The 20,376-nt window shown below is 39.4% G+C and carries 20 protein-coding genes and 1 other RNA gene; 3 read left to right on the top strand and 18 right to left on the bottom strand.

Annotated features, from left to right (window positions below):
* Positions 1 to 1,359, bottom strand: a complete 1,359-nt coding sequence (locus H5R64_RS05885; protein ID WP_182583039.1) for a glucose-6-phosphate isomerase — start codon at positions 1,357 to 1,359, stop codon at positions 1 to 3.
* 319 nt (positions 1,360 to 1,678) lie between these two features.
* Here H5R64_RS05885 and H5R64_RS05880 point away from each other — a divergent pair, with 319 nt between their 5' ends.
* Positions 1,679 to 2,419 carry a LytR/AlgR family response regulator transcription factor gene (locus H5R64_RS05880; RefSeq protein ID WP_182580950.1) on the top strand — a complete coding sequence of 247 codons (741 nt, stop codon included), beginning with the start codon at positions 1,679 to 1,681 and terminating at the stop codon, positions 2,417 to 2,419.
* Between the two features lie 66 nt (positions 2,420 to 2,485).
* Here the strand turns inward: H5R64_RS05880 and H5R64_RS05875 are convergent, their stop codons facing one another.
* The 6 genes from H5R64_RS05875 to H5R64_RS05850 form a co-directional block, all read right to left on the bottom strand.
* Complete coding sequence (locus tag H5R64_RS05875) at positions 2,486 to 3,112, bottom strand: hypothetical protein (protein ID WP_182580951.1); 627 nt, start codon at positions 3,110 to 3,112, stop codon at positions 2,486 to 2,488.
* Between the two features lie 51 nt (positions 3,113 to 3,163).
* Positions 3,164 to 3,817: a hypothetical protein gene (locus H5R64_RS05870; RefSeq protein WP_182583037.1), complete on the bottom strand. Its 654-nt coding sequence runs from the start codon at positions 3,815 to 3,817 to the stop codon at positions 3,164 to 3,166.
* Positions 3,818 to 3,967: 150 nt separating this feature from the next.
* The gene (locus H5R64_RS05865) at positions 3,968 to 4,228 is read right to left on the bottom strand and encodes a hypothetical protein (protein ID WP_182580953.1); all 261 of its coding nucleotides are present in this window, start codon (positions 4,226 to 4,228) and stop codon (positions 3,968 to 3,970) included.
* 71 nt (positions 4,229 to 4,299) lie between these two features.
* Positions 4,300 to 4,773, bottom strand: coding sequence for a hypothetical protein (locus tag H5R64_RS05860; RefSeq protein ID WP_182580954.1), 474 nt, complete (start codon positions 4,771 to 4,773; stop codon positions 4,300 to 4,302).
* A 51-nt stretch (positions 4,774 to 4,824) separates the two neighbouring features.
* Positions 4,825 to 5,844, bottom strand: a complete 1,020-nt coding sequence (locus tag H5R64_RS05855; protein ID WP_182580955.1) for a hypothetical protein — start codon at positions 5,842 to 5,844, stop codon at positions 4,825 to 4,827.
* 73 nt (positions 5,845 to 5,917) lie between these two features.
* Positions 5,918 to 8,194, bottom strand: coding sequence for an SEC10/PgrA surface exclusion domain-containing protein (locus H5R64_RS05850; protein ID WP_182580956.1), 2,277 nt, complete (start codon positions 8,192 to 8,194; stop codon positions 5,918 to 5,920).
* 336 nt (positions 8,195 to 8,530) lie between these two features.
* Here H5R64_RS05850 and H5R64_RS05845 point away from each other — a divergent pair, with 336 nt between their 5' ends.
* Together H5R64_RS05845 and H5R64_RS05840 are read left to right on the top strand one after the other, a co-directional pair.
* A complete protein-coding gene (locus H5R64_RS05845; protein ID WP_182580957.1) occupies positions 8,531 to 9,286 on the top strand; it encodes a LytR/AlgR family response regulator transcription factor in 756 nt (251 codons plus the stop codon).
* Between the two features lie 220 nt (positions 9,287 to 9,506).
* The gene (locus tag H5R64_RS05840; RefSeq protein WP_182580958.1) at positions 9,507 to 10,760 is read left to right on the top strand and encodes a GHKL domain-containing protein; all 1,254 of its coding nucleotides are present in this window, start codon (positions 9,507 to 9,509) and stop codon (positions 10,758 to 10,760) included.
* A gap of 43 nt (positions 10,761 to 10,803) precedes the next feature.
* Here H5R64_RS05840 and H5R64_RS05835 read toward each other — a convergent pair whose 3' ends face one another.
* From H5R64_RS05835 to H5R64_RS05785, 11 genes are all read right to left on the bottom strand, one after another.
* Entirely contained in the window at positions 10,804 to 11,229 is a 426-nt protein-coding gene (locus H5R64_RS05835; RefSeq protein WP_182580959.1) for a hypothetical protein, read from the bottom strand.
* A 63-nt stretch (positions 11,230 to 11,292) separates the two neighbouring features.
* The gene (locus H5R64_RS05830) at positions 11,293 to 11,535 is read right to left on the bottom strand and encodes a zinc ribbon domain-containing protein (protein ID WP_182580960.1); all 243 of its coding nucleotides are present in this window, start codon (positions 11,533 to 11,535) and stop codon (positions 11,293 to 11,295) included.
* Between the two features lie 150 nt (positions 11,536 to 11,685).
* Positions 11,686 to 12,546: a GRP family sugar transporter gene (locus H5R64_RS05825; RefSeq protein ID WP_182580961.1), complete on the bottom strand. Its 861-nt coding sequence runs from the start codon at positions 12,544 to 12,546 to the stop codon at positions 11,686 to 11,688.
* Positions 12,547 to 12,718: 172 nt separating this feature from the next.
* Positions 12,719 to 14,179: a sensor histidine kinase gene (locus H5R64_RS05820; protein WP_182580962.1), complete on the bottom strand. Its 1,461-nt coding sequence runs from the start codon at positions 14,177 to 14,179 to the stop codon at positions 12,719 to 12,721.
* Entirely contained in the window at positions 14,179 to 14,895 is a 717-nt protein-coding gene (locus H5R64_RS05815; protein ID WP_182580963.1) for a response regulator transcription factor, read from the bottom strand. The genes H5R64_RS05820 and H5R64_RS05815 overlap by 1 nt, the downstream gene beginning before the upstream one ends.
* A gap of 287 nt (positions 14,896 to 15,182) precedes the next feature.
* Positions 15,183 to 15,556: a transfer-messenger RNA gene (ssrA, locus tag H5R64_RS05810) on the bottom strand.
* A gap of 253 nt (positions 15,557 to 15,809) precedes the next feature.
* Positions 15,810 to 16,355, bottom strand: a complete 546-nt coding sequence (gene apf, locus H5R64_RS05805; RefSeq protein ID WP_182580964.1) for an aggregation-promoting factor — start codon at positions 16,353 to 16,355, stop codon at positions 15,810 to 15,812.
* A gap of 317 nt (positions 16,356 to 16,672) precedes the next feature.
* Positions 16,673 to 17,479: a Cof-type HAD-IIB family hydrolase gene (locus H5R64_RS05800; RefSeq protein WP_182580965.1), complete on the bottom strand. Its 807-nt coding sequence runs from the start codon at positions 17,477 to 17,479 to the stop codon at positions 16,673 to 16,675.
* Entirely contained in the window at positions 17,476 to 17,922 is a 447-nt protein-coding gene (locus H5R64_RS05795; protein WP_182580966.1) for a MarR family winged helix-turn-helix transcriptional regulator, read from the bottom strand. Before H5R64_RS05795 ends, H5R64_RS05800 begins: the two co-directional genes overlap by 4 nt.
* An 11-nt stretch (positions 17,923 to 17,933) precedes the next feature.
* On the bottom strand, positions 17,934 to 19,778 hold the full coding sequence (locus tag H5R64_RS05790) for an acyltransferase family protein (RefSeq protein ID WP_182580967.1): 1,845 nt from the start codon (positions 19,776 to 19,778) through the stop codon (positions 17,934 to 17,936).
* Between the two features lie 96 nt (positions 19,779 to 19,874).
* Entirely contained in the window at positions 19,875 to 20,186 is a 312-nt protein-coding gene (locus tag H5R64_RS05785) for a hypothetical protein (RefSeq protein WP_182580968.1), read from the bottom strand.
* Between the last annotated feature and the right edge of the window lie 190 nt (positions 20,187 to 20,376).

Below are 20,376 nucleotides of genomic sequence, written 5' to 3'. Positions count from 1 at the left end.
TTACTTATCCTCGTCCATTTCCGCCCGCAACTTCTTGCCGACTTCTTCGTATCCTGGTTTGCCGAGAAGTCCAAACATGTTTACCTTATATGCTTCAACCCCTGGTTGATTAAATGGGTTAATCCCGTTGAGGTAACCAGATATTGCTATCGCCACTTCAAAGAAGTAGATCAGGTAACCCAGCGTGTATTCATTTTCTTCTGGAATGTGAACCGTCATTACCGGAACGCCACCTGCAGTATGAGCGGCGACTACCGCTTCGTAAGCCTTAGTGTTCGCAAAGTCCATCGTCTTGCCTTCCAAGTAACCTAACCCATCCAGATTATCTGGTTCGCTTGGGATTTCCACGTCATAGTTGGGCTTATCGAGCTTAACCACGGTTTCCATCAAGAAACGGCGACCTTCTTGGATGTATTGACCCAAAGAGTGTAAGTCCGTAGTGAAGTTAGCACTGGATGGGTAAATGCCCTTGTGATCCTTCCCTTCGGATTCACCAGCTAATTGCTTCCACCATTCGGCAAACATGGTCATGTTTGGTTCATAGTTTTCAAGCAATTCAGTTTCGTAGCCCTTCCGGTAAAGGATGTTCCGATAGGCTGCGTATTGGTAAGCCTCGTTGTTTTCCAACTTTGGATCAGTGTAGTCCTTTTCCGCTTGAGCTGCACCAGCCATTAATTGATCGATATCCCCGCCCGAAACGGCAATTGGCAACAGACCAACTGGTGAGAGGACCGAGTAACGACCACCGATACCGTCTTGAATAACGAAACTTTCGTACCCATGGGCATCCGCTTCGGTCTTCAAAGCCCCCTTAGCCTTATCCGTAGTAGCGTAGATCCGCTGATTAGCTTCTTCTTCACCGTACTTCTTGATTAAGAGGTTCTTGAAAATCCGGAAAGCAATTGAAGGTTCAGTCGTGGTTCCAGACTTGGAAACAATATTCACAGAGAAATCCTTATCTCCAATCAATTCAATCAAGTCATGAACGTAAGTCGAACTCAAAGAGTTACCAGCAAACAGAACCAGAGGGAACTTCCGATCAGCTGCCTTTTGAGCTTGGTAGAAGGTATTGTGTAAGAAATCAATGGCCATTCGTGCTCCAAGGTAAGATCCCCCAATCCCGATAACAACTAGGATGTCAGAATCTGATTGGATCTTCTTAGCTGCCGCCTTAATCCGGGCAAATTCTTCTTTATCGTAATCGGTTGGTAAGTGGAGCCAGTCACGGAAGTCAGCACCCGCACCGGTTCCGTTCCGTAATTCATCATCCGCCGCATTTACCATTGCTTGCATTTCACCGAGTTCGTTGTCATTAACGAACTTCTTGAGTGAACTAGTATCTAATTTAACTTGTGTCATTCTCCCGCTCTTCCTTCCTTTTTTGATTCACAATCTAATAATAACGAACGATGTAGCCGTTTTCAATTATAATTAATAAAAGCTAATTACAAGTATTTTATCTTTAACCAATGAAGTCTTTCTCGCTCCAGAGATTACTTTAGAATGGTTGGAATCTTTCCCGAACTAGCGATTAAAGCGACCTGCTTCGGGAAAGCCATCCCTTTCCCTGAAAAATTTAGCAGGCTTTTTCAGGAAGAAAGTAAAATTAGCGTTTCATCATCCATCTAGCACTAAAATATAGTATATTCGTATTTGAGAATAGCAGGAGGAACGCGGGATGTTAAAAATATTCATCATGGAAGATAACCCACAGCAATTAGCCCACTACACTGAATTGGTAAGGGAGATCTGCAAGAAATTTCACGAAAATGAAATTGAGCTGACTACTTGTAGATCCACCGAAGAAATGTTGGCGGTGATGCCAGAAGCCAGTGCCGACAACGTCTTTATCTTTGATATTGACATTAATAGTAACAAGCGGGCTGGCCTGCAATTGAGCCAAGTAATCCGTAACCGCGACCGCCTTGCTCAGATTATATTCATCACCGTCCATGACGAATTTCTCTACACAACTTACAAGTACCGGGTCACAGCCCTTGACTTTATCGCTAAGGATCGAGGAAATATCCGCCAAGAGCTTAGTATCGATCTCAAGCGAATCATCCATGAACACAAGAAGCGTAACTCCACACCGGTCTTCACCTATAAGTCCTACAACCAGACTTCTACAATTCCCCTCGATGACATTTGCTACTTCGCGTCGAACAAGGAAAATAGCCATGCTAGCACGATTCACACGGTCGATCATCAAGCAATCCAAATTCATCAAAACCTGCGAGAAATCGAAAAGCAGGATTCCCGTTTCTTCCGTGCACACCGAGGCTACCTCATTAATCCCCGCCAAGTCCGCAAAGTTGATTTCTACTACCGCAAGGCTGACTTCTACAATAGTGATTCCTGCCCCATCTCCCAACGACATGCACGCAAACTTCTTCAACTGATTAAAGAGGACGAATAAAAGCACTTCATAACTGTTAAGCCCAATCTTAACAACCATGAAGTGCCTTTTTAGATAACTCAAATTCTATTCATTATTTTTATTGCCAACTGCATTCAGAACTGCTTCAGTGATCTCCGTTGCATTTTCATCATGCTCTTCAGCACCTTTTTCAATCACTGATTCAAGGTAAAGTTCCGGTTTTTGAAGAAACTTATCATCTTGGTACACGTATTGTAGCTTCCCCTGGGCATTATAAACTTTCACAGTCCAGCCCTTACCATACTTTTTAACAAAAGTTTTGTTTGAAGCAATTGCGTAGCAAATCGGTTGAACTTCCGTACCAGTAATACTTAAATTCCCCTCATTATCCGAATGTTCCTCTGTATCACCGAACAGGCGGTTAAGTGTTGAAACATGATCATCAACATATTGATTAATATTTGACTTAAGGGCATTACTCAACTCTTCATTCATCTGGAAGTCCACGATTTTCTTATGCGCATTAACGTCTATAATTTGGTAGTCACTAAACATTCCAGCTAGTGGTGGCGTACTCTTACATACTTTTGTGATTGCTTTCTTTGCTTCTGTATTCTGGTGGTGTTGGTAAATATTATATCCTGCAATCACCAACACAAGAACAACAACGACCCCAATAATCTTTTCAATCAATCTTTTATGGTCTTGAAATAATTTCTTCATCTTTGACAATTTACTACTCCCTACTCCTCTTTATCTTCCCAACTACTTCTCAAATAATACTTAGTTAAAAAGCAGTGCACAAATATTATTAGCTGCGTTAATCAGTTGCTCATTATTCAAATACTGTCTAACATCACTTAGGCTTTTTCTTGTCCAATTAGCTCTTGTTTGGTCATCAAGCATCATATTAAAAGGTCCAATCGCAAAACGACTAAAGTAATCCTTAAAACTCTCCTCAAAAGTTGGCATCCTAAAATATAAATACTCTTCCCTATAGACACTTGCAGGATCATTCACGGAGTTTACAAATTCAGCGAACTTCTCTGCAAGAATATAATTACGATAGGCGTTTTTCTCGTTAAGATTATGGAGAAGTATATCTTCACCTAAAAGATTAATTTGCATCATCTTTTCCAAATAGTACACTAAACTTTGCACTAGTTCTGCTTGTCCGACCTCATCATGGTGCTCGAGATATCCTATTAATAGTGCCACAAGCATATCATCACTAGAATATGAGGCATAGCTTACCCCTTGACTTGTTGCAAGGCGGCTTAATGCTCGATTATAGAAATACTCCTCCCGAGGAAAAAGACTAATTGCTTGGGTAAAATAATCCACCGCAGATGAGTAATTTCCAGCTTTACGTTGCATAATCCCTTCATGATTTAATTCCTTTGATCTTTGTAATAAAATTTGAGTTTCATTATCCATCGTTATATTCCCTCTTCGTGAATCAATGACCTATAAGATACATAATACTTCATTTAAAATACTCGAAGTTTTCTAGGAAATAAATAATAGTTGGAACGTTTTTTTAACTTCTTATGTTTAAACTGAATTTAGTCTACCGTAATCTGAAATTTAGATTATTTTATATACACCATAGATAATCATGGCAAACACTGCCCAACCAAATAGTTGTGACCCAGCCACCAAGTAAATAACTGTAATAACAATTCCCCAGATTAAAATTTTACTAAAGCAACCAGGGACAAATGCAATATTACTTCCATCAGTAAAGTAATTTCCCCAACCGAAAAGACTTACCCCAACAACCGCAATAATCACCAGTAACATAAAGAAGCCACCAACGTTATCACCTAAACTTTGTATAAAATCCATTACCTTTTGCTCCTATCTATTAAATTAATTTGTACCAACGAATTAAAAAAGTAGTTTGCTTTTGTGCCAAACTACTTTTTTAATATCCTCATATCAGTTATATTACGATACCCATTTTTCTTTCGGTATCCAACTTGGATATAATCTGAATCGTCAATTGCTTGATAGCGTTCAATAAGCCCCTTAAACTTTGTGTTTATATACTTACACAAAGTTACTTCCTCATTCCCAGCATTAAGGGTAATCCAACATTGAAGTTGACCATTTTTTGTCTTGTTCCAATTTATCTTTTCCACAAATCCCGATAAATTATGTTCATCACTTTTAACATGAAGCGGAACATTTCGTTCATCTGTTGTTTTAGAAGAAGTAGCTATCGAGCTCCGCTTCTTAATCTCAATATGTTTCTTCGTAGCTGAAGCTCGTCCTTGCGTTAGTTGCTTATCATCCTGACTATCCAAATGCTTTGAATTATTTGGTTTTGATAAGTCATTAACAATATATGCACCAATAATAAGGCTTACAATGAATACTACTACATCCATAATTTTCACTTCATTATATTTATCCTTGACCTTATAAGACAGCTAATCTGATTAGTTTTTAGGAGCCTTATAGTCAAAACAATACTCTATACCTTTATTAGACTCTGTTTGATAGTACTCTGCCCTATTTAGTAACGCCATACAGAATAAGAAATGTTTAATGATTTCCTGTTCTTCTTCAACTGACTTTTCTTTTCCCCGATAATAACGGGATAAATCAGAAGGTAATGTTAATTTTTCCTTATTAATAACCGGAATAATTAGGTCAGCCTTATCAGTAATACTAGATTGCGAATACCAATCATTGTTTTCTTTATCTGTTCGTTCTGGTTGAATATTCTTGACAACTTCTTCAATCTTTTCAAAAATCCGTTCGTACTTTTTCTTGTTAAAATTACTTATTTCCTTCATTATTTCATCCAGGTTGATCTCAGAAGCCCCACCCTCTGTTTTAAGGATTTGCTCAAGATCCTTAATCAAGTCATTTAATGAACTAATCACATAGAACTTCTTTCGCTCAACCTTTCTTACCAATAAAACTCGTTCTTTTTTTGACAAACCCGATTCATCTTGAGTAATTCCCTCACATTGGTTAATCAGTTCTATCAACTCACGTAGCGTTAACTGTACTATATTGGTCTCACGCAAGAAACGTTGTAGGTTAGAGTCCTTCTTATATCCAACCACTAGAAGGCTAGTTTCAGCTTTATCAATTGCTGCATGTAATTCCTTTCGATATTCCTCTACTACCTTACTAATGTTTCTAAAATTAGCTATTCCTGTTATTTTTTCACGTAAAGAATCGCGTAAAACTTGCTCACTAATTAGAGTAGGAAATTCATCAATTAAATTTAGTAAATTAATGATATCTAGTATTTCCTGATTTCTTTTATCGTAATCTAACCGCCAGAAAATAAATATAATTGAACCGATTCCACCTGCTAATGTTCCTATTACATTACTTAAAGTGTCATTTTCCCATCCATATATAAATTGAGTAAAGACCACAACAATTGTTACTAGAGATATTCCTATTCCCAAAATTATGAGGGATCTATTCTTCCTCTGCATATTCTATTTACCTTTCATATAAAAAAGTGCTACTCACGTAGCACTTCGACCATACACTTTGCAGCCTACTTGACTACATTTCGCGTTTCTTCATCAAGCCAAAGCTAAACATCATTGAAACCGCACCTAATACAGCAGCGGCAAGTGAACTGTTGTTACCAGTTTGTGGTAAGGCAATAGCTTGACTAGAAGCAGAATGACCACTCTTAGCAGAAAGACTTACCACTTGACCACCGGCAGTCAGATAACCACTAGCGGTACCGGTAACGACTTGCTTAGGCATCAACTTATCACGCAAAGCAGCGTATGCTGCAGCATCGTTAGCCTTCAAATCTGCCAACTTTTGGTTGAGTTGGTCTTGCTTTGCAGCTAAGGCAGCCTTCAATGCGTTAATCTTATCAATAATTGGTTGGTTAACGTCATTGTGGGAATCGGCTAATTGTTGCTTCAAAGCAGCAATTTGTTGTTCAGCGTCAGCCTTGATAGCAGCCAGGTTAGCTTCATGAGTCTTCTTTAATTCATCGAGCTTCTTAGTATTAGCGGTTTTGATGTCATCAACATTTTCTGGCTTGTTCTTGATTTGGTTAAGCCGAGCTTGGTGATCCTTAGTCAACTTCATCTTAGCTTGGTTGTAAGCGTCATTTTCTTTCTTGACGTTAGCTTGGTAAGTTGAAGTTAAAGCAGCCAGCTTGCCCTTCAAAGCCTTAACGGCTGGAGAGTCGGTATCAGCAGAATCTGATGGACGAGTGGTACTCTTGAGGTTTGCTAAAGTAGTCTTAGCAACGTTTAGAGAGTCAGTGTCATGAGCTAACTTAGTCTTAGCAGATGAAAGGTGACTGTTAGCAGAGGACAAGGCAGTCTTAGCGGAGTTGAGTGCTGAGGTGAGAGCAGCGGTATTGTCAACTGGCGTGGAGCTTGGGTTAGTGGCCAAGGAGAAGTTGCCAGTGGCGTCAGCTGGGTTATTGAAGGACATGGTGTAGTAACGAGAGCCATCTGATGTGAAGTTCATGCCAAAGTAGTTTTGATTAGTGAAGCCATGAATGCCAAGAAGGTGATTCTTGTGCGCATTGTTAGAATCACCATCTTGGTTTATGAATTCCATCAATTCTCGGTAAATTTGATCTTTAAGATCTGCAATAGTTGTGGTAGTACCGGTATGACCACCGTCAATTTCGCTTTCCTTAAATGATGATAGGTTGTATTTACCTTGAATTCGATTAAGAATACTATAATCATGTCCGCCTCCCCAGTAAGAGTTAGCTAATTGATAGTTTTTAGCACTATCACTAGCAATCTTAATTGAGTTAGTGTTGACTTTCAAGAGCGGAGCACCAAGTTGCTGACGAATTTCATTAAGTACATTAGCCGCGAATTCATTGATTTCAATAGCGTCTTGACCAGTTAATTGACCGTTAGCATCGAAAGTTGCTTTGCGTTGGTCAGCTGGATTAGTATCTTTCCAGATATCAAATTGGACAACACCGTTATCATCAATTTCAGCGTCTGGTAAGTTACCTTGTGAGCTGGTTTGACTGGCCCCCTTGGCGTCATTAAGTGCCTTAGTAGCGCTTTGCACTTGGCTTTGGGCTTGGTTAACGGCGTTTTGAGCGTTAGTGACTTCAGTTTGGTCATTGTTAACAGTTTGTTGTAAGTTGTCAACACTAGTTTGAGCATCTTTGATTTGGCGATCAAGCTTAGCGTTAGCATCCTTGATGGCTTGGTCATGAGCTTGTTGTTCACTAGTTTGTTGACTTTGAATTTGGCTGTTCAATTGACTGGCGTTTTCGTCATAAGCACTCTTTAAGCTGTCAAGCTTTTGTTGGTGTTCAGCGTCAAGCTTTTGGGTATTTTGGCTGTACAATTGATTTTCTTGAGCAGTAAGACCTTGCTTTTGCAATGGCGTGGTAATGTTCTTACTTGCGTTAGCAATGGCCTCACTGTTAGCAGCTTGTTGATCCTTAACGGCTTGTTGGTAGCTGGCGTTTTCCTTAGCGGTAGCTTCTTCTGCTTTTTGGTTAATGGCCTTAGTACCAGAAGCTAGCTTTGGTGCATCTTCAGCGGCTTGGCTAGCTTGGTTGGTCTTTAATTCATCTTGCAACTTTGCTACTTGGTTGTTGGTATCGGTAGTCGCAGAAGCCATTTCTGCAGCGTTAGCACTAGCCATTTGGCTTTCGGCTTGGCTGTGTTGGGCCTGCATGTTATTCAATTGGTCTTGAGCGCTCACACTTGATTGCTTAGCTTGAGCACTCGTTGTCGTAGTATCAGCATGAGCAGTTGTAGCGACCATGGCACCAGTAGTTGCCGCAGCAACTGCAGCGGTCGTGGTCAAAATCTTCTTGGTCTTAGACATTATTTTTCCTCGCTCCCTGTATAAAAGATTTAATTTCTATTACTCTTTTTAGCTTACTTCGAACTAATCGGGAGGAAAACAATTTCTCGACAGATTCTCAAATCGGCTACATCTTAGATGAAATTTGGTTACCGATAACTGAAATGTAGTGAATCATTGCACTTTTTTGCCTAAAAGCACATAATTTTACCCCTTTCGTTTTTAAACCATCCCCTGAAAAACTTCCTTCACAGTTTTCAGCTTTAGCTTACTTTTTCCGCGAAATGTTGATAGAGCGGTGGATTCTACCCCCCCCACTAATTTATAGTGGGATATATAGGTTACGGAGGGGTAAGAATGTTAAAGGTGTTTATTATGGAAGATGATGTTCAACAATTAACAGAATTAAAATCTATTACCGAAAAAATAATTACAAAGCTAGCTTTAAATGATTCACTGATCTTAACCTTTGACTCAACAACCAGTATTACTCACGCACTGCCAGAGCCAGGACCAGAAAACATCTACATCCTTGATTTACAAATTAACTATAATAAAAGAGCGGGCCTCCAACTGGGACAATTGATTCGGCAGTCAGATCCGGACGCGATCATCATCTTTATCACCGTCCATGATGAATTACTCTACACCACCTATAAGTACCGTGTTCAGGCTCTCGACTTTATTTCCAAGGATCAAGATGATATCCATCAAGAACTCTTGAAGGATTTTCGTTTAATTACTCACCGCCCACAACTACAGCAAGCTAATGTTTTCCACTATAAGAGCTACAAAAGGGTCAACACGATCCTGCTAGATGATATCTGCTTCTTCAAATCAAATAATGGCAATACTCATTCGGCAACAATTTACACGACTGACCGGCAGACAATTGAAATTCATCAGAATTTACGAGAAATCATAAAGAATGATCCCCGCTTTTATCGGGTCCATCGCAGTTATCTTGTTAATCCCCATACAGTGAAGAACGTCGATTTTTATACTCGACAGATTGAGTTTTACAATGGCTTGACCTGCCCAGTCTCCCGGCGGCAAGCACGTGATTTCTTTAAGCTTGTCCGCCGATTAAAGCATCCCCAAGACGCTAATTGACAGAAATAAAAGCATAAGTAAAATCCCATTAGTATTTCTCGCTAATGGGATTTTCCCGTAAGAGAAGTTAATCTCGTGGTATGATAGTTCATGTATTTTTTATTTAGGTGGTGTAATTATCATTCATTATTTTCTCCCAAATGATCCCCTCATAGTAATCATTTGGAAAGCTATTAACCCATTAATTGTGTCAGTTATTGAGTTGTTACTATTCCAGCTCTTGACAAAGCTCAAAAGTCCCTGGTGGCTTTACCTGATTAATGCCTTTATTGGTCTTTCGCTTATTAATTCCATTCCCCTTACCTACATGAAGCTTATCGTAATTTCTCTCCTTATTTACTTCTTTGTTGTTCACCGCAATATTACTTTTACTTTCGTCGCTAGCAACTTTATTTTTGCTTGCCTTTCCTTAAATATAGTTCAGGCATTTATTGGACCCATCGTGTTAGGTATCTATAGTTCCATCTCCCCAGAAACGACAATGGCGTTCAGTAATTGGGGTGCTAACTTCATTTTACTTGTTGAAGGATACCTGACCTATCTTCTCTTAAAGCCATTCTTAAAATCTTACCAAAAGTACACTCAAGTAGTTATCCGCCAACGCCAACTCTTTGCATGGATTGTTAATATTTTCTTCGCTAGTTTTGAGTTGGTCCGCTTTGGCTACCACTACCAAATTTTGAAGTTCTCCATGCCAGTTTACCTTCTGATCCTTATCCTCTACATGGTGATTACAATGGTAACCATGAAGATCAGCGCGAACTACTTTACTTACCGAGACCTAGCAACTAACCAAGCAGTAGAATTAGCAAACTTACAGACCTACACTAGTCATATTGAATCGATGTACGACGATCTACGCCGTTTCCGTCATGATTATAAAAACATTCTTTTAAGTCTTCGGGATGCGATCCAAACAGGAACGATTGCGGATGTCCGCAAACTCTTTAATCAGATCGTCCTCCCGACAAACGATAAGCTTGGAAGCCGAACGGCTGTCCTCGGGCACCTCAAGAACATTGAGGACCTTGAAGTAAAGAGTCTGGTTTACAGTAAAGTCGTAACAGCAATTGATAAACAGATCAACGTGACCGTTGAGGTAGTTGACCCGATCAAACTGCCTCACACTGTTGAGCAAGTTGATATTCTCCGAATGATTTCAATCTTATTTGACAATGCAATTAACGCTGCGGTTCAATCAGAAAAGAAGCAGATTAACTTTAGCTTCTTTACTAAGGATGACGCCGAATATATCGTGATTGGCAACTCCACAAGCGAAGAACGGGTTGATCTTCAAAAACTTTCTGGAAGTTTTAAGGGCTTGTCTAGTGGCCGTCATTCATTAGGTTTACGGAATCTCCGTATCTTACTTGCTAAGTACCCATTCATTCAACATAATCTTTCCGCTAACCATCACTGGGTTGAGCAGGTATTGATTATCCACGGAGCAGTTGGGAAAAAGCTGACCGATTAAGTAAAAGACCGACGAAATTCATCGTCGGTCTTTTTCTTATCCCTTATCCCGTGTTTGTAATAATAATGTTTATGTCAATATAGCAAACCTTGGGCTGCCCACTAACTTTGACTGAATAACTCTTATCTTCTGGCGGATCGAACAATTCCCATCCAGAAACGTGATTATCCTTTCGTGTTAACTTAATATCGATCTGTCGCGGGGTAGTTATTATTGTGTTGTGCAGATTCATAATAATTTGCCCCCGCTGGTTACTTTGTTGATACAACTTACGCATCTTGCCAACATTAATCGTCCTAATTAGTCGCTTGTTGGTTGTCGTCTGCCCAATATAGGCAACGGGTAAGTGGTAATTATCCGGTCGCTTATCTGTCTGATTAATTACATAATAACTTGTGTATAGGCGCTTTCGATGCCGATCAAGGTAAATTAACTGTAAGCCGTAATAGCCAGTAGACCGTTCCGTCACAAATAATTGGCGAGTCGAGATAATATAGTACGAAGTTAGAATAAAAAGGAGAATTGCGCCAAGCTAACTAATAATTTTAATCAACCGCTTATGGCGAGAGTGAACATGATTCGTCATTGGCATTGTTCGCAACTTTGCCTGCTTTAAGGGTGTATGACAGACTGGGCACTCCTTGGTTCCGATTGGCGAAACCTTTCCGCAATTGGAGCAAACTAAGGCAAACATTCCTGATAGTTTTGCCCCACAATTACGACAAAACAAAGCATCATCACTATTCACAGTATTACATTTCTGACATGTCTTCATTTTAATTATCCTAACTCTACATTAATCCTCTACCTATTATATAGAAATTATACAGAAAATAAAAAGGAGAAAAACGTTAGCCCGCGGCTTCCTTGTTTTTCTCCTTTAATTACATACTCTCTTTGATCTGCTTTTATTTTGATTTAATCTCTATGCGAAGGCGGTTACGATACTACCAACAACAATTAAAACAATTCCCCAAATAGTATAAGTCATTTCACGGTGACTCTTATGTTCGTGAAGGAACCAGATACCACCAAATGTTGCGATAATAACGTTTAATTGGGTGAAGATGAATGCTTCAGTAACACCAAGATCCTTAGCTGAAAAGATATAAGCAAAGGCAGCAATTCCCCATGATAAGCCACCAAGAATGTTTAAGTACTGTTCCTTTTGCTTGAAGGATGAAGCATTACCAGAGCAGATTGCATAAATCACGGAACCAAGTAAGATCCCAAGCATTTCTGGGAGGAAAATCCCCTCGGCACTTTCATGAGCAACAATTGGTATCTTTGGGAAAGTGGAGTATACCCAAAAACCAATAGTGGTTACTAACAAGAAGATGAAGTTACTCGTGGTAACCTTCTTGTCAGAATTACCATCAGATACTGATGTCATCAAAGCACCAATAATAACAATTGCTAAGGCAATGAACCCAATAGTCAAAGCCCGAGCACTGTGCCATTCTCCAAAAATGATAACCCCAATCAATGAGTTACCAACTAATTGGAAAACAGTTGAGAGTGGCATTGTGTTAGAAACACCCATCCGCTTAAAGGAAACGAATTGCCCAATCTGACCAATTGTCCATAAGGCACCACACAATACTGAGAACCAGAAGGCGGTTGTGCTGACAGTTGGTTGAGTAGTGACATACGCAATCAAGCCAACAATTGTTGCACCGGCACCGATACCGAACATCTGATTAACAGCTGAACCACCAATCTTACCAGTGATTAATGGCATCAGCCCCCAACCAAGCGCTGGGATTAATGCGAGTAAATAAACCATCTTTTTCTCTCCTATCTCATATGAATAATGATTACGAGATAGTATTATAACCGTTTGCAAACGTTTCCACAAGGGCTTTCACAAAATAAATTGATGGTCTAAAACGATTTATAGCTGTTAAATTAGCTAAGAAAACGTTTGACAAAACATTGGTCTAAATGTGAAATTAGGATTATTGAACATTTAAATGTGGGGCGTTGTGCTGATCGGGAAAGAAAAGTGTGAATGTAGTTCCCTTTTTTGGTTGACTTTTAACGGAAATTTTCCCACCATGAAGGGTTACTAACTCATGGACAATCGATAGGCCAAGCCCTGATTCACCATATTGGCTATTACTTCGTGACTGGTCTGCCTTATAGAAACGTTCCCAGATGTTCTTGAGTTGTTCATCGGTCATTCCAATACCATTATCGCTGATTTTAAACTCACAACCGTGCTTAACTTTTCGCGCGGTCACTTTAATCAGACCATTGTCGGTAAACTGGATTGCATTCTGAATAATGTTAAACATGATCTGAACGAACCGGTCATAGTCAGCATAAACTAACAGGCCCTCTGGGACATCCAATTGGATCTCATCCCCTTTTTCGCCAGCCCGCTTGGCAAACTGTTCTTTAAGATTCGTCAAAACAGCGGAGCAATCAAACAACTTCCGTTCCATTGAGATCTGGTTAGTCCGGATCTTCTCGTAATCTAGGTTATCGTTTACAAGTCGAATTAATCGCTGGGTATCATTCCGCATTAATTCAAGGCTGTGCTTCCGGTCTTCTTCTGGAATTGCGTCATACTGAAGGCCCTCTAGAAGACCGTTAATAGTGGTTAATGGTGTCCGCATCTCATGGGCGGCATCAGCAAGAAACTTTCGCCGACGTTCTTCCTGGCGGCGAATTTCTTGATCTGATTCACGAAGAGCTGTTGTCATCTGGTTAAAGCTCCGGGCAAGATCATCCATTTCGTCCTTACCGTTGACGGGTACCTTAACCTGATAATTTCCCTTAGAAACTTGTCGAGTCGCAACCCGCAAGCGATCGATCCTTCCTGTAATGGACCGAGCCATGATATAGCTAATTATTAGAGCAACCAACGTAGCAATTAGGAAGGCAACTGCAAGATTAATCTTAAGCTGATGCATATTTTCCTCTACCACAGAAACGAAGGTCGCAATCGAAACAACCGCGATTAACTTTTTACGGTAAAAATACGGTCGAATCACCTCAGTCATTGCCGAATGATCAGAATTATGGACGTTAATTTGGGGACGGGTAATCCGTAAATAGATTGTCTTTCCCTTGCTCAACTTTTTCCAATCACTCTTACTAATTTGTGGTGTAAAGCCATTACTGGCAAAGGTCTGTTTCTGATTAACATCAAAAACTGCAAAATGAACGTGCTGGTTAGAAAGTAAAGCAGCATTACTAAGCAACGCCTGATTTTCAAAGCCACGAAACTTACGATTCACGGTATCGTACCGAATTGCATCCTGAACAAGACTATCCGAATACGTTTTTAACTGATTCCAGGTATTCCGGTACATTGTCTCGTTAGTAACATTAATAAATGCGAGACTTAAGACCGCCATTAGTGTAATAATGACCGTAAAAAAAGCAATCATCAACCGATACAATAGCTTCATTATTCTTTACCCTCATCATCAAACTTGTAACCAACACCCCAAACTGTCTGGATTACTTGGGGACCAACTGCTTCAAGTTTCTGCCGTAGCTTTTTGATGTGGGCATCGACTGTCCGTTCGTCACCGTAGTATTCATAATCCCAAACTAATTGAAGTAATTGGGAACGTGTAAAAACTTGCCGTGGTTTGCTTGCCAAGGTCTTTAGGAGATCAAATTCCTTTGGTGTCAGATCCTTGACCGCCTTTCCATGCATATAAACTTCTCGGGTCTTAGTATCCATCTTAAAGTGTTTAGTCTTAATATCAAAGCGATCATTAGCTGCTTGGTGACTTTCTTGAATAGCACCAAGTTGTGAACGTCGCTTGAGAGCCTTAATTCGGGCAATCAAGGTAATTGGGCTGAATGGTTTTGTTACATAGTCATCAGCTCCGATTCCTAAGCCAAGAACCTGATCACTTTCTGAATCCCGCGCTGTCAACATGATTAATGGTACTATAGATGAAATCCGCCGAATATCGGCTGCAACTTGCATTCCATCCTTCTTTGGTAAGTTCAAATCAAGTAAAATAACGTCCCATTCATGAGGATCAGCATTAAATTTTTCCTCTGCTTCTACCCCATCGTAAGCAAATTCATATTGCCAATTTTCTTTTTTAAAAAACATCGCCATCATTTCGCATACGGAATGATTATCCTCAATCATTAATATCTTCATTATGCCAATTCCTCCAATTGAATCCCGATCGTAATATTATTTCCTAGGAAATAATATTTTGATCGTGCAATAATTAAGAGTAACTATTAGGCACGATAAATCGCTTGTGCAATTTCTCATATAATATATATACAACAAAAGCTGCCACAAACCGTGACAGCTTTTGCTTAAGAACTTATTTCTCTTAACTACCTTTACCCAGAAAGTGGGAAATATACCGCTATAGTAACAAGTTCAATGCCTAATATATCAACATCCTTAAATCAGCTTAAAAAGTTGATACCCTATAATGGAGATGACGGGAGTCGAACCCGTGTCCAAGCATATCGCCATTTCAATCTCTACGTTCGTATCTCAACTATTTAAATTTCATTAGCCAAAACGCCGTTGATCAGGGCAACCATGACTAACTAGCTTGGTAATCTCTTCTTAATGCTTCAAGCCTGAGTATTAAGCGTAGTCCACTATTTTATAAACCCATCACTGCATCATGGACGAACCCAGGATGGATTTACGCGCGCTACTTGTTAGGCAGCGTATGCGTAAGAGTTTGAATTATTGTTTGCAGTTATAATTTAAAACTGAGCGTTTTTACGAAGACGCAACCTTCGAAACGCAATTGAAACTCGACCTATACCTGTCGAATCCAAAAAACATCCCCAAAATACTGTAATTATTGTAACATCGAAGTGACATAATTGCACTACTTAGGCTTATTTTATTTCAATAAAGAACTCCCAACTGAATGCATTTAACACTCAGCTGGGAGTTATATTTATTAGTATTAACGTTCTAGTCTACATAGACGAAGGGTGTTCGCCCTAAGCTTCTTCAACGACCTCCAACGATAAACGCGTCGTTCGGTGGAGAAATCGCTAGCCACCGAAAGCCTTTAAGGGCTCACACCCTATTTTTTAATACCAACCATTTGCGATCCAGTGTTGTTGGGCAGCGGTCCAGGAACCGTAGCGACTAGCAACGTATTGATCAGCAACCCGTTCTTGGTTAGCGGCAGAATAGTCACCGTTAAGGTATGAGGCAGAAAGTTGGTACTTCCCAATATATTGACCGTTAGTCGCACTGTAGTTACCACCAGATTCGTGATTAGCAATCCAAGCCTTGGCTGCGGCATCAGATCCACTTACAGTACTCGTTTGACTATTATTAGCACTCTTTTGAGTAGTTGTTTGAGATGGAGCTACTTGAATTTCACCATCGCTCTTGATAACTAGACGTTGGCCAACGTAAATCCTATTAATATCCTTAATGCTATTTTGTTGGGCAATCTTATTAACAAGGCTGTTGTCTTTGTTAAACTTGTAAGAAATGCTTGAAAGTGTGTCACCACTCTTAACAGTGTAAATTGTATCAGCGTTAACAGCACCTTGAGTTGCAGCAACACCAAAAACAACCGCACCAATAGAAGCAGTTAATTTAGCAAGCTTTTTCTTAGAAACCATAAATTCAATCCCATCCTTTTTTCATTTAATTCGATTCAACGCTTTTTATATTACATGATCAATATTACTACTAGATAACAGCAACATATCGATTAACAGATTATTGCGAAGTGTTTGTAAAGTTACTGCAATATTAATTGTACAAAAACTCACATTTATTAAATTTATGGTGATAAAGCCTAATATATCGCAATTTGTTATTTCTTTGGCATCCCTAACTTAGCTAAACAGATAATAAAAAAGTTGTTAAATTAACCGTGATTTTTGCTATAAATCACCTTATTTAACAACTTTTTTAGTTATTTTGTCATCTTTTATTACAGTAATGTTGCAAAATACTTCTCACAATAGGTAGCCACACCATCATCATCGTTTGAATCAGTGATTGCGGTAGCAACCTTCTTAACCTGCGGCAACCCATTTGCCATTACAATTCCTTGGGCAGCAGCCTGAATCATTTCCAAATCATTATCTGCATCCCCAAACGTCATCAGATTACTTAAGTCTAAACCAAAATGTTTCAAAAGCGCCTGCAAACCAATCATCTTGTTAACCCTTGGTGGTAAGAATTCCATGATCATTGACTGCGATTGAACAGCATGATACTTTTCTTTTAGTTCTGCTGGCAACTGTCTGATAATTGGCGTCAGCTTTTCAGCTGGCATTGCGATAATGGCTTTACTATAAGTCGTATCTGGAAGGTCAGCACCCTTAATATCACGGAATTCAATGTTTTTTAGGACTGATTTATAAATTGACCCCGGAACATCGTTTAATTCATATACCCGATCAAAGTCTAAGATATCAAGTGGAACCTTTTCTTCATTAGCAAATTTCAGTAGAGGTTGAAGATCATCCCGCCTCATCCCTAATTCAAATAGTCGTTCCTTTGACACATTATTAATTACCAAGCCACCATTAAATGTAATCGTGTAATCATCGGGAGTAGTTAATCCAAGTTGTTCAATCAATGGCCAAATAGCATTAATTGGCCGCCCAGTGCATAAAACAACGTGAATTTCTTTTGCATGTAACCGTTTAAGAACTTGTTCGTTCCGTGTGCTAATTTCTTTGTTACTGTTCAAAAGGGTATTATCTAAATCTAATGCAACTACTTTAATCATCTTTTTCTCCTCATTATTATCTGCTTGTTGAAATCTTCAAGAAGGTCTAGGAGTTCGGCACCGCGATCTTTCCCGTAAACATCAACCCACTTTGAAAAGCGCTTCATTACTAGTGAACTAATCTGGTGTTCGACCTGCTTACCCGCTGGTGTACTAATTAAGAATAAGCGACGACGATCTTCCGGATCAGCCTCCTGTTTAATATAATTATTATTCAGCAATGGCCGAAGCTGACGAGAAATCGCACTCCTCGTTACCCCTCTTTCCTCCGCAATATCCATTAATTTAATTTTCGGTTTTCGTATGATCTTTTTTAAGATTAGGTACTGCTCAAAAGAAAGTGAATATTCTGCAGAAGGCTCTGAAATAAACGAACCAAGTCCCTTTAACCCGGTTAAGTATAAATCAATTGCCTTATCCAGTAGTTTTTCATTATTATCCATCCCTACTCACCTTATTGATGTTTCAAGATTGTCTTTGTAATTAACTTGGCGTAGTGATTATTTCCCTGCTTATTCATATGAACACCATCCTTAGCAAACCAACCGGACTGCCCATTGCTTGCAGCATACCAGTTAACTAGGTACACGTTGTGGTGTTTCTTAGCAACCTCTTGGATCTGACTGTTAACCTGCTGTTGCCAGCTCTTTGTTGGAATGTGAGGAGTTACCCAATAGACCTGACGATCTTTACCAATTATATTCAAGATCTCGTCAATCGTTTTTTGATCCATTGCCCCATTATTTCCCAGGTTAAGAACTACAATCTGGTTAAGGTGACCTTCATCTTTCAACTGACTAAGGATTTTCGGCGTTTGTGAACCCTGCCGGCCAACCTTAGCGTCAACATATGCATGGGGCATCAATTGCTGGAGACTATCCGAGGCATCGAGCATTACCGAATCACCCACTGCCGTAACCTTTAACTTTTGTGCACGCTCAATCTCTGTCTTACTGAGTTGGTACTTCTTTTGTATCGTGCTAATTTTAGCCGTCTTAATATTCTTTCCTTTACTGAGTTGCTTATTATGCTGCTCAGTTAGTTGATCATTCTTTTCAATTCGTTTCTGAAGATCCGTCTTTTTCGGTTGAACATTAGGCTGGCAAAGGCCATAAACCGTTGTACCAACTACTAATAAAGCAACGATCGCCAACGAAGCTTGTCGCCAATTATTAAAGCAAAGCTTATCCCACTTAATATCAGATAACCGTTGCTTCAATAAAGGTTGCTCAATTAAGCGGTAAGAACATTCACTAATGATTACGATGATCGCCAATTCTTCAATTCCACTAACTACTGGGTGAACACCAACATTAATTGCTCGTTCATAAAAAACGAGGACAGGGTACTGGTAAACATAAATCCCGTAGGAGCGCTGTCCACACCAAGTAAAAAATGGGTTAGTCAACCACCGATTCATATGGCTTCCAGGATGAAGAATTGTTGCCATAAGAACCATGCCAACAACACTATAGAAGAACATTCCTCCATAATAAGTAAAGGCTGACTGCCCGTCCAAGCTGATAAAGCCATATAAAGTAATGATTAATGTCAGAAGTCCTAAGCCATCTAATGCTCGGGAGGCAGTCCCCGAAATATTCTTCTTTAGTCGATCTAACGGCCAAACTAAGCCAAGCCAAGAACCGAGTAAAAGGGAGAAAGCACGGGTATCTGTCCCGTAGTAAACTCGGTTAAGGGTCGTTGGGTGATAAAGGATCGCCATTTCAATTGCGGATAAGAATGCTAATACTAAAACAATGTACTGGACGATTGAACGTTTCTTGAAGATTTTAAACAAGAAATAGATAATCACCGGCCACAAAACGTAAAACTGGGCTTCAACTCCTAATGTCCAAAGATGAGTAAATGGTGACTTATTAGCAAATTGATCAAAATATGACTGACCGTGATAAATCTCCCACCAGTTATATACCCAAAGAATATTTGTAACAAAGATTTGCCGAATATTATGGAGTAATTCACGAGCAAATAGCGTGATATAAGCAATCGTTAATACTAGCATCGTAATAAGGACCGGATACAAACGGTAAAAGCGTTTGGCATAAAAATGTCCCAAGCCCAAAGCACGACCACGTTCGAACTTTTTGCTAAACTGATAAGTAATAAAATAACCTGAAATTAACAGAAATAATGGGACACCAAGAAAACCACCCTTTACTTGAGTTGGTAATAAATGGTAAATAATAACACCCAAAACAGCAATTGTCCGTAAACCATCAATCCCAGTAACGTGGTGAGGACGAGTTTGGCGATTGCTAAAGTCTTTTTTTGTGTTCATCAACAGAACCCCCAAGAGATATCTTGTTTAATTATAATGTCTTGATAAATGACTGTATAGACTCTTTTAAAATTAAATTCATAATCCCATAATTCACTAACCAATATGGTTTTCTGCTAAAATATCATGAACTAGTTGATCTGCTTCTGGTGTTCGTTTCCACTCATCCCAGTGATCCATTGATTCATCCTGCATTTTGTAATGTGTATTGATAAAATTCTCATACTTAATTACATTTTGTGAATGCGGAATATTTAGTTGTAGAATCCGGACCTCTTTAATAAATCCTCGCTCAGCTGCAAGTTCGGCCCGGCCATTTTGAACCATGTTGCCAATCTCGTAATAGGTGGTCCCGTCATTTCGGGTAATTAATTCAATTAAATCTAAGACTTCATGTTGTTCTTCCACAATCTCTACTCCCTTCATGTACTCAAACTATTATAGCTGGAAAAATAAAAAAAATCATCGTCGAAGGTGGCGATGATTGGTATAAGAGAGAAAGAGAATTGATTAGAAGGTAATTACTTAAATACCTTACATTTTATGATAGCGGTTTCATAAAGTGATGTCAATCATTTTAATTATTTCCTTTAAAAAG

This window comes from Limosilactobacillus fastidiosus (assembly GCF_014145505.1).
GTDB classification, from domain to species: domain Bacteria; phylum Bacillota; class Bacilli; order Lactobacillales; family Lactobacillaceae; genus Limosilactobacillus; species Limosilactobacillus fastidiosus.
This window is presented reverse-complemented; position numbering and strand designations above follow the sequence as displayed.

What these genes read in the sequence shown, in the direction of transcription:
- H5R64_RS05885 (WP_182583039.1), bottom strand. Translation starts at nt 1,359, where the DNA reads ATGACACAAGTTAAATTAGATACTAGTTCACTCAAGAAGTTCGTTAAT.
- H5R64_RS05845 (WP_182580957.1), top strand. Translation starts at nt 8,531, where the DNA reads ATGTTAAAGGTGTTTATTATGGAAGATGATGTTCAACAATTAACAGAA.
- H5R64_RS05870 (WP_182583037.1), bottom strand. Translation starts at nt 3,817, where the DNA reads ATGGATAATGAAACTCAAATTTTATTACAAAGATCAAAGGAATTAAAT.
- H5R64_RS05815 (WP_182580963.1), bottom strand. Translation starts at nt 14,895, where the DNA reads ATGAAGATATTAATGATTGAGGATAATCATTCCGTATGCGAAATGATG.
- H5R64_RS05865 (WP_182580953.1), bottom strand. Translation starts at nt 4,228, where the DNA reads ATGGATTTTATACAAAGTTTAGGTGATAACGTTGGTGGCTTCTTTATG.
- H5R64_RS05850 (WP_182580956.1), bottom strand. Translation starts at nt 8,194, where the DNA reads ATGTCTAAGACCAAGAAGATTTTGACCACGACCGCTGCAGTTGCTGCG.
- H5R64_RS05790 (WP_182580967.1), bottom strand. Translation starts at nt 19,778, where the DNA reads ATGAACACAAAAAAAGACTTTAGCAATCGCCAAACTCGTCCTCACCAC.
- H5R64_RS05825 (WP_182580961.1), bottom strand. Translation starts at nt 12,546, where the DNA reads ATGGTTTATTTACTCGCATTAATCCCAGCGCTTGGTTGGGGGCTGATG.
- apf (WP_182580964.1), bottom strand. Translation starts at nt 16,355, where the DNA reads ATGGTTTCTAAGAAAAAGCTTGCTAAATTAACTGCTTCTATTGGTGCG.
- H5R64_RS05860 (WP_182580954.1), bottom strand. Translation starts at nt 4,773, where the DNA reads ATGGATGTAGTAGTATTCATTGTAAGCCTTATTATTGGTGCATATATT.
- H5R64_RS05830 (WP_182580960.1), bottom strand. Translation starts at nt 11,535, where the DNA reads ATGAAGACATGTCAGAAATGTAATACTGTGAATAGTGATGATGCTTTG.
- H5R64_RS05800 (WP_182580965.1), bottom strand. Translation starts at nt 17,479, where the DNA reads ATGATTAAAGTAGTTGCATTAGATTTAGATAATACCCTTTTGAACAGT.
- H5R64_RS05855 (WP_182580955.1), bottom strand. Translation starts at nt 5,844, where the DNA reads ATGCAGAGGAAGAATAGATCCCTCATAATTTTGGGAATAGGAATATCT.
- H5R64_RS05820 (WP_182580962.1), bottom strand. Translation starts at nt 14,179, where the DNA reads ATGAAGCTATTGTATCGGTTGATGATTGCTTTTTTTACGGTCATTATT.
- H5R64_RS05880 (WP_182580950.1), top strand. Translation starts at nt 1,679, where the DNA reads ATGTTAAAAATATTCATCATGGAAGATAACCCACAGCAATTAGCCCAC.
- H5R64_RS05795 (WP_182580966.1), bottom strand. Translation starts at nt 17,922, where the DNA reads ATGGATAATAATGAAAAACTACTGGATAAGGCAATTGATTTATACTTA.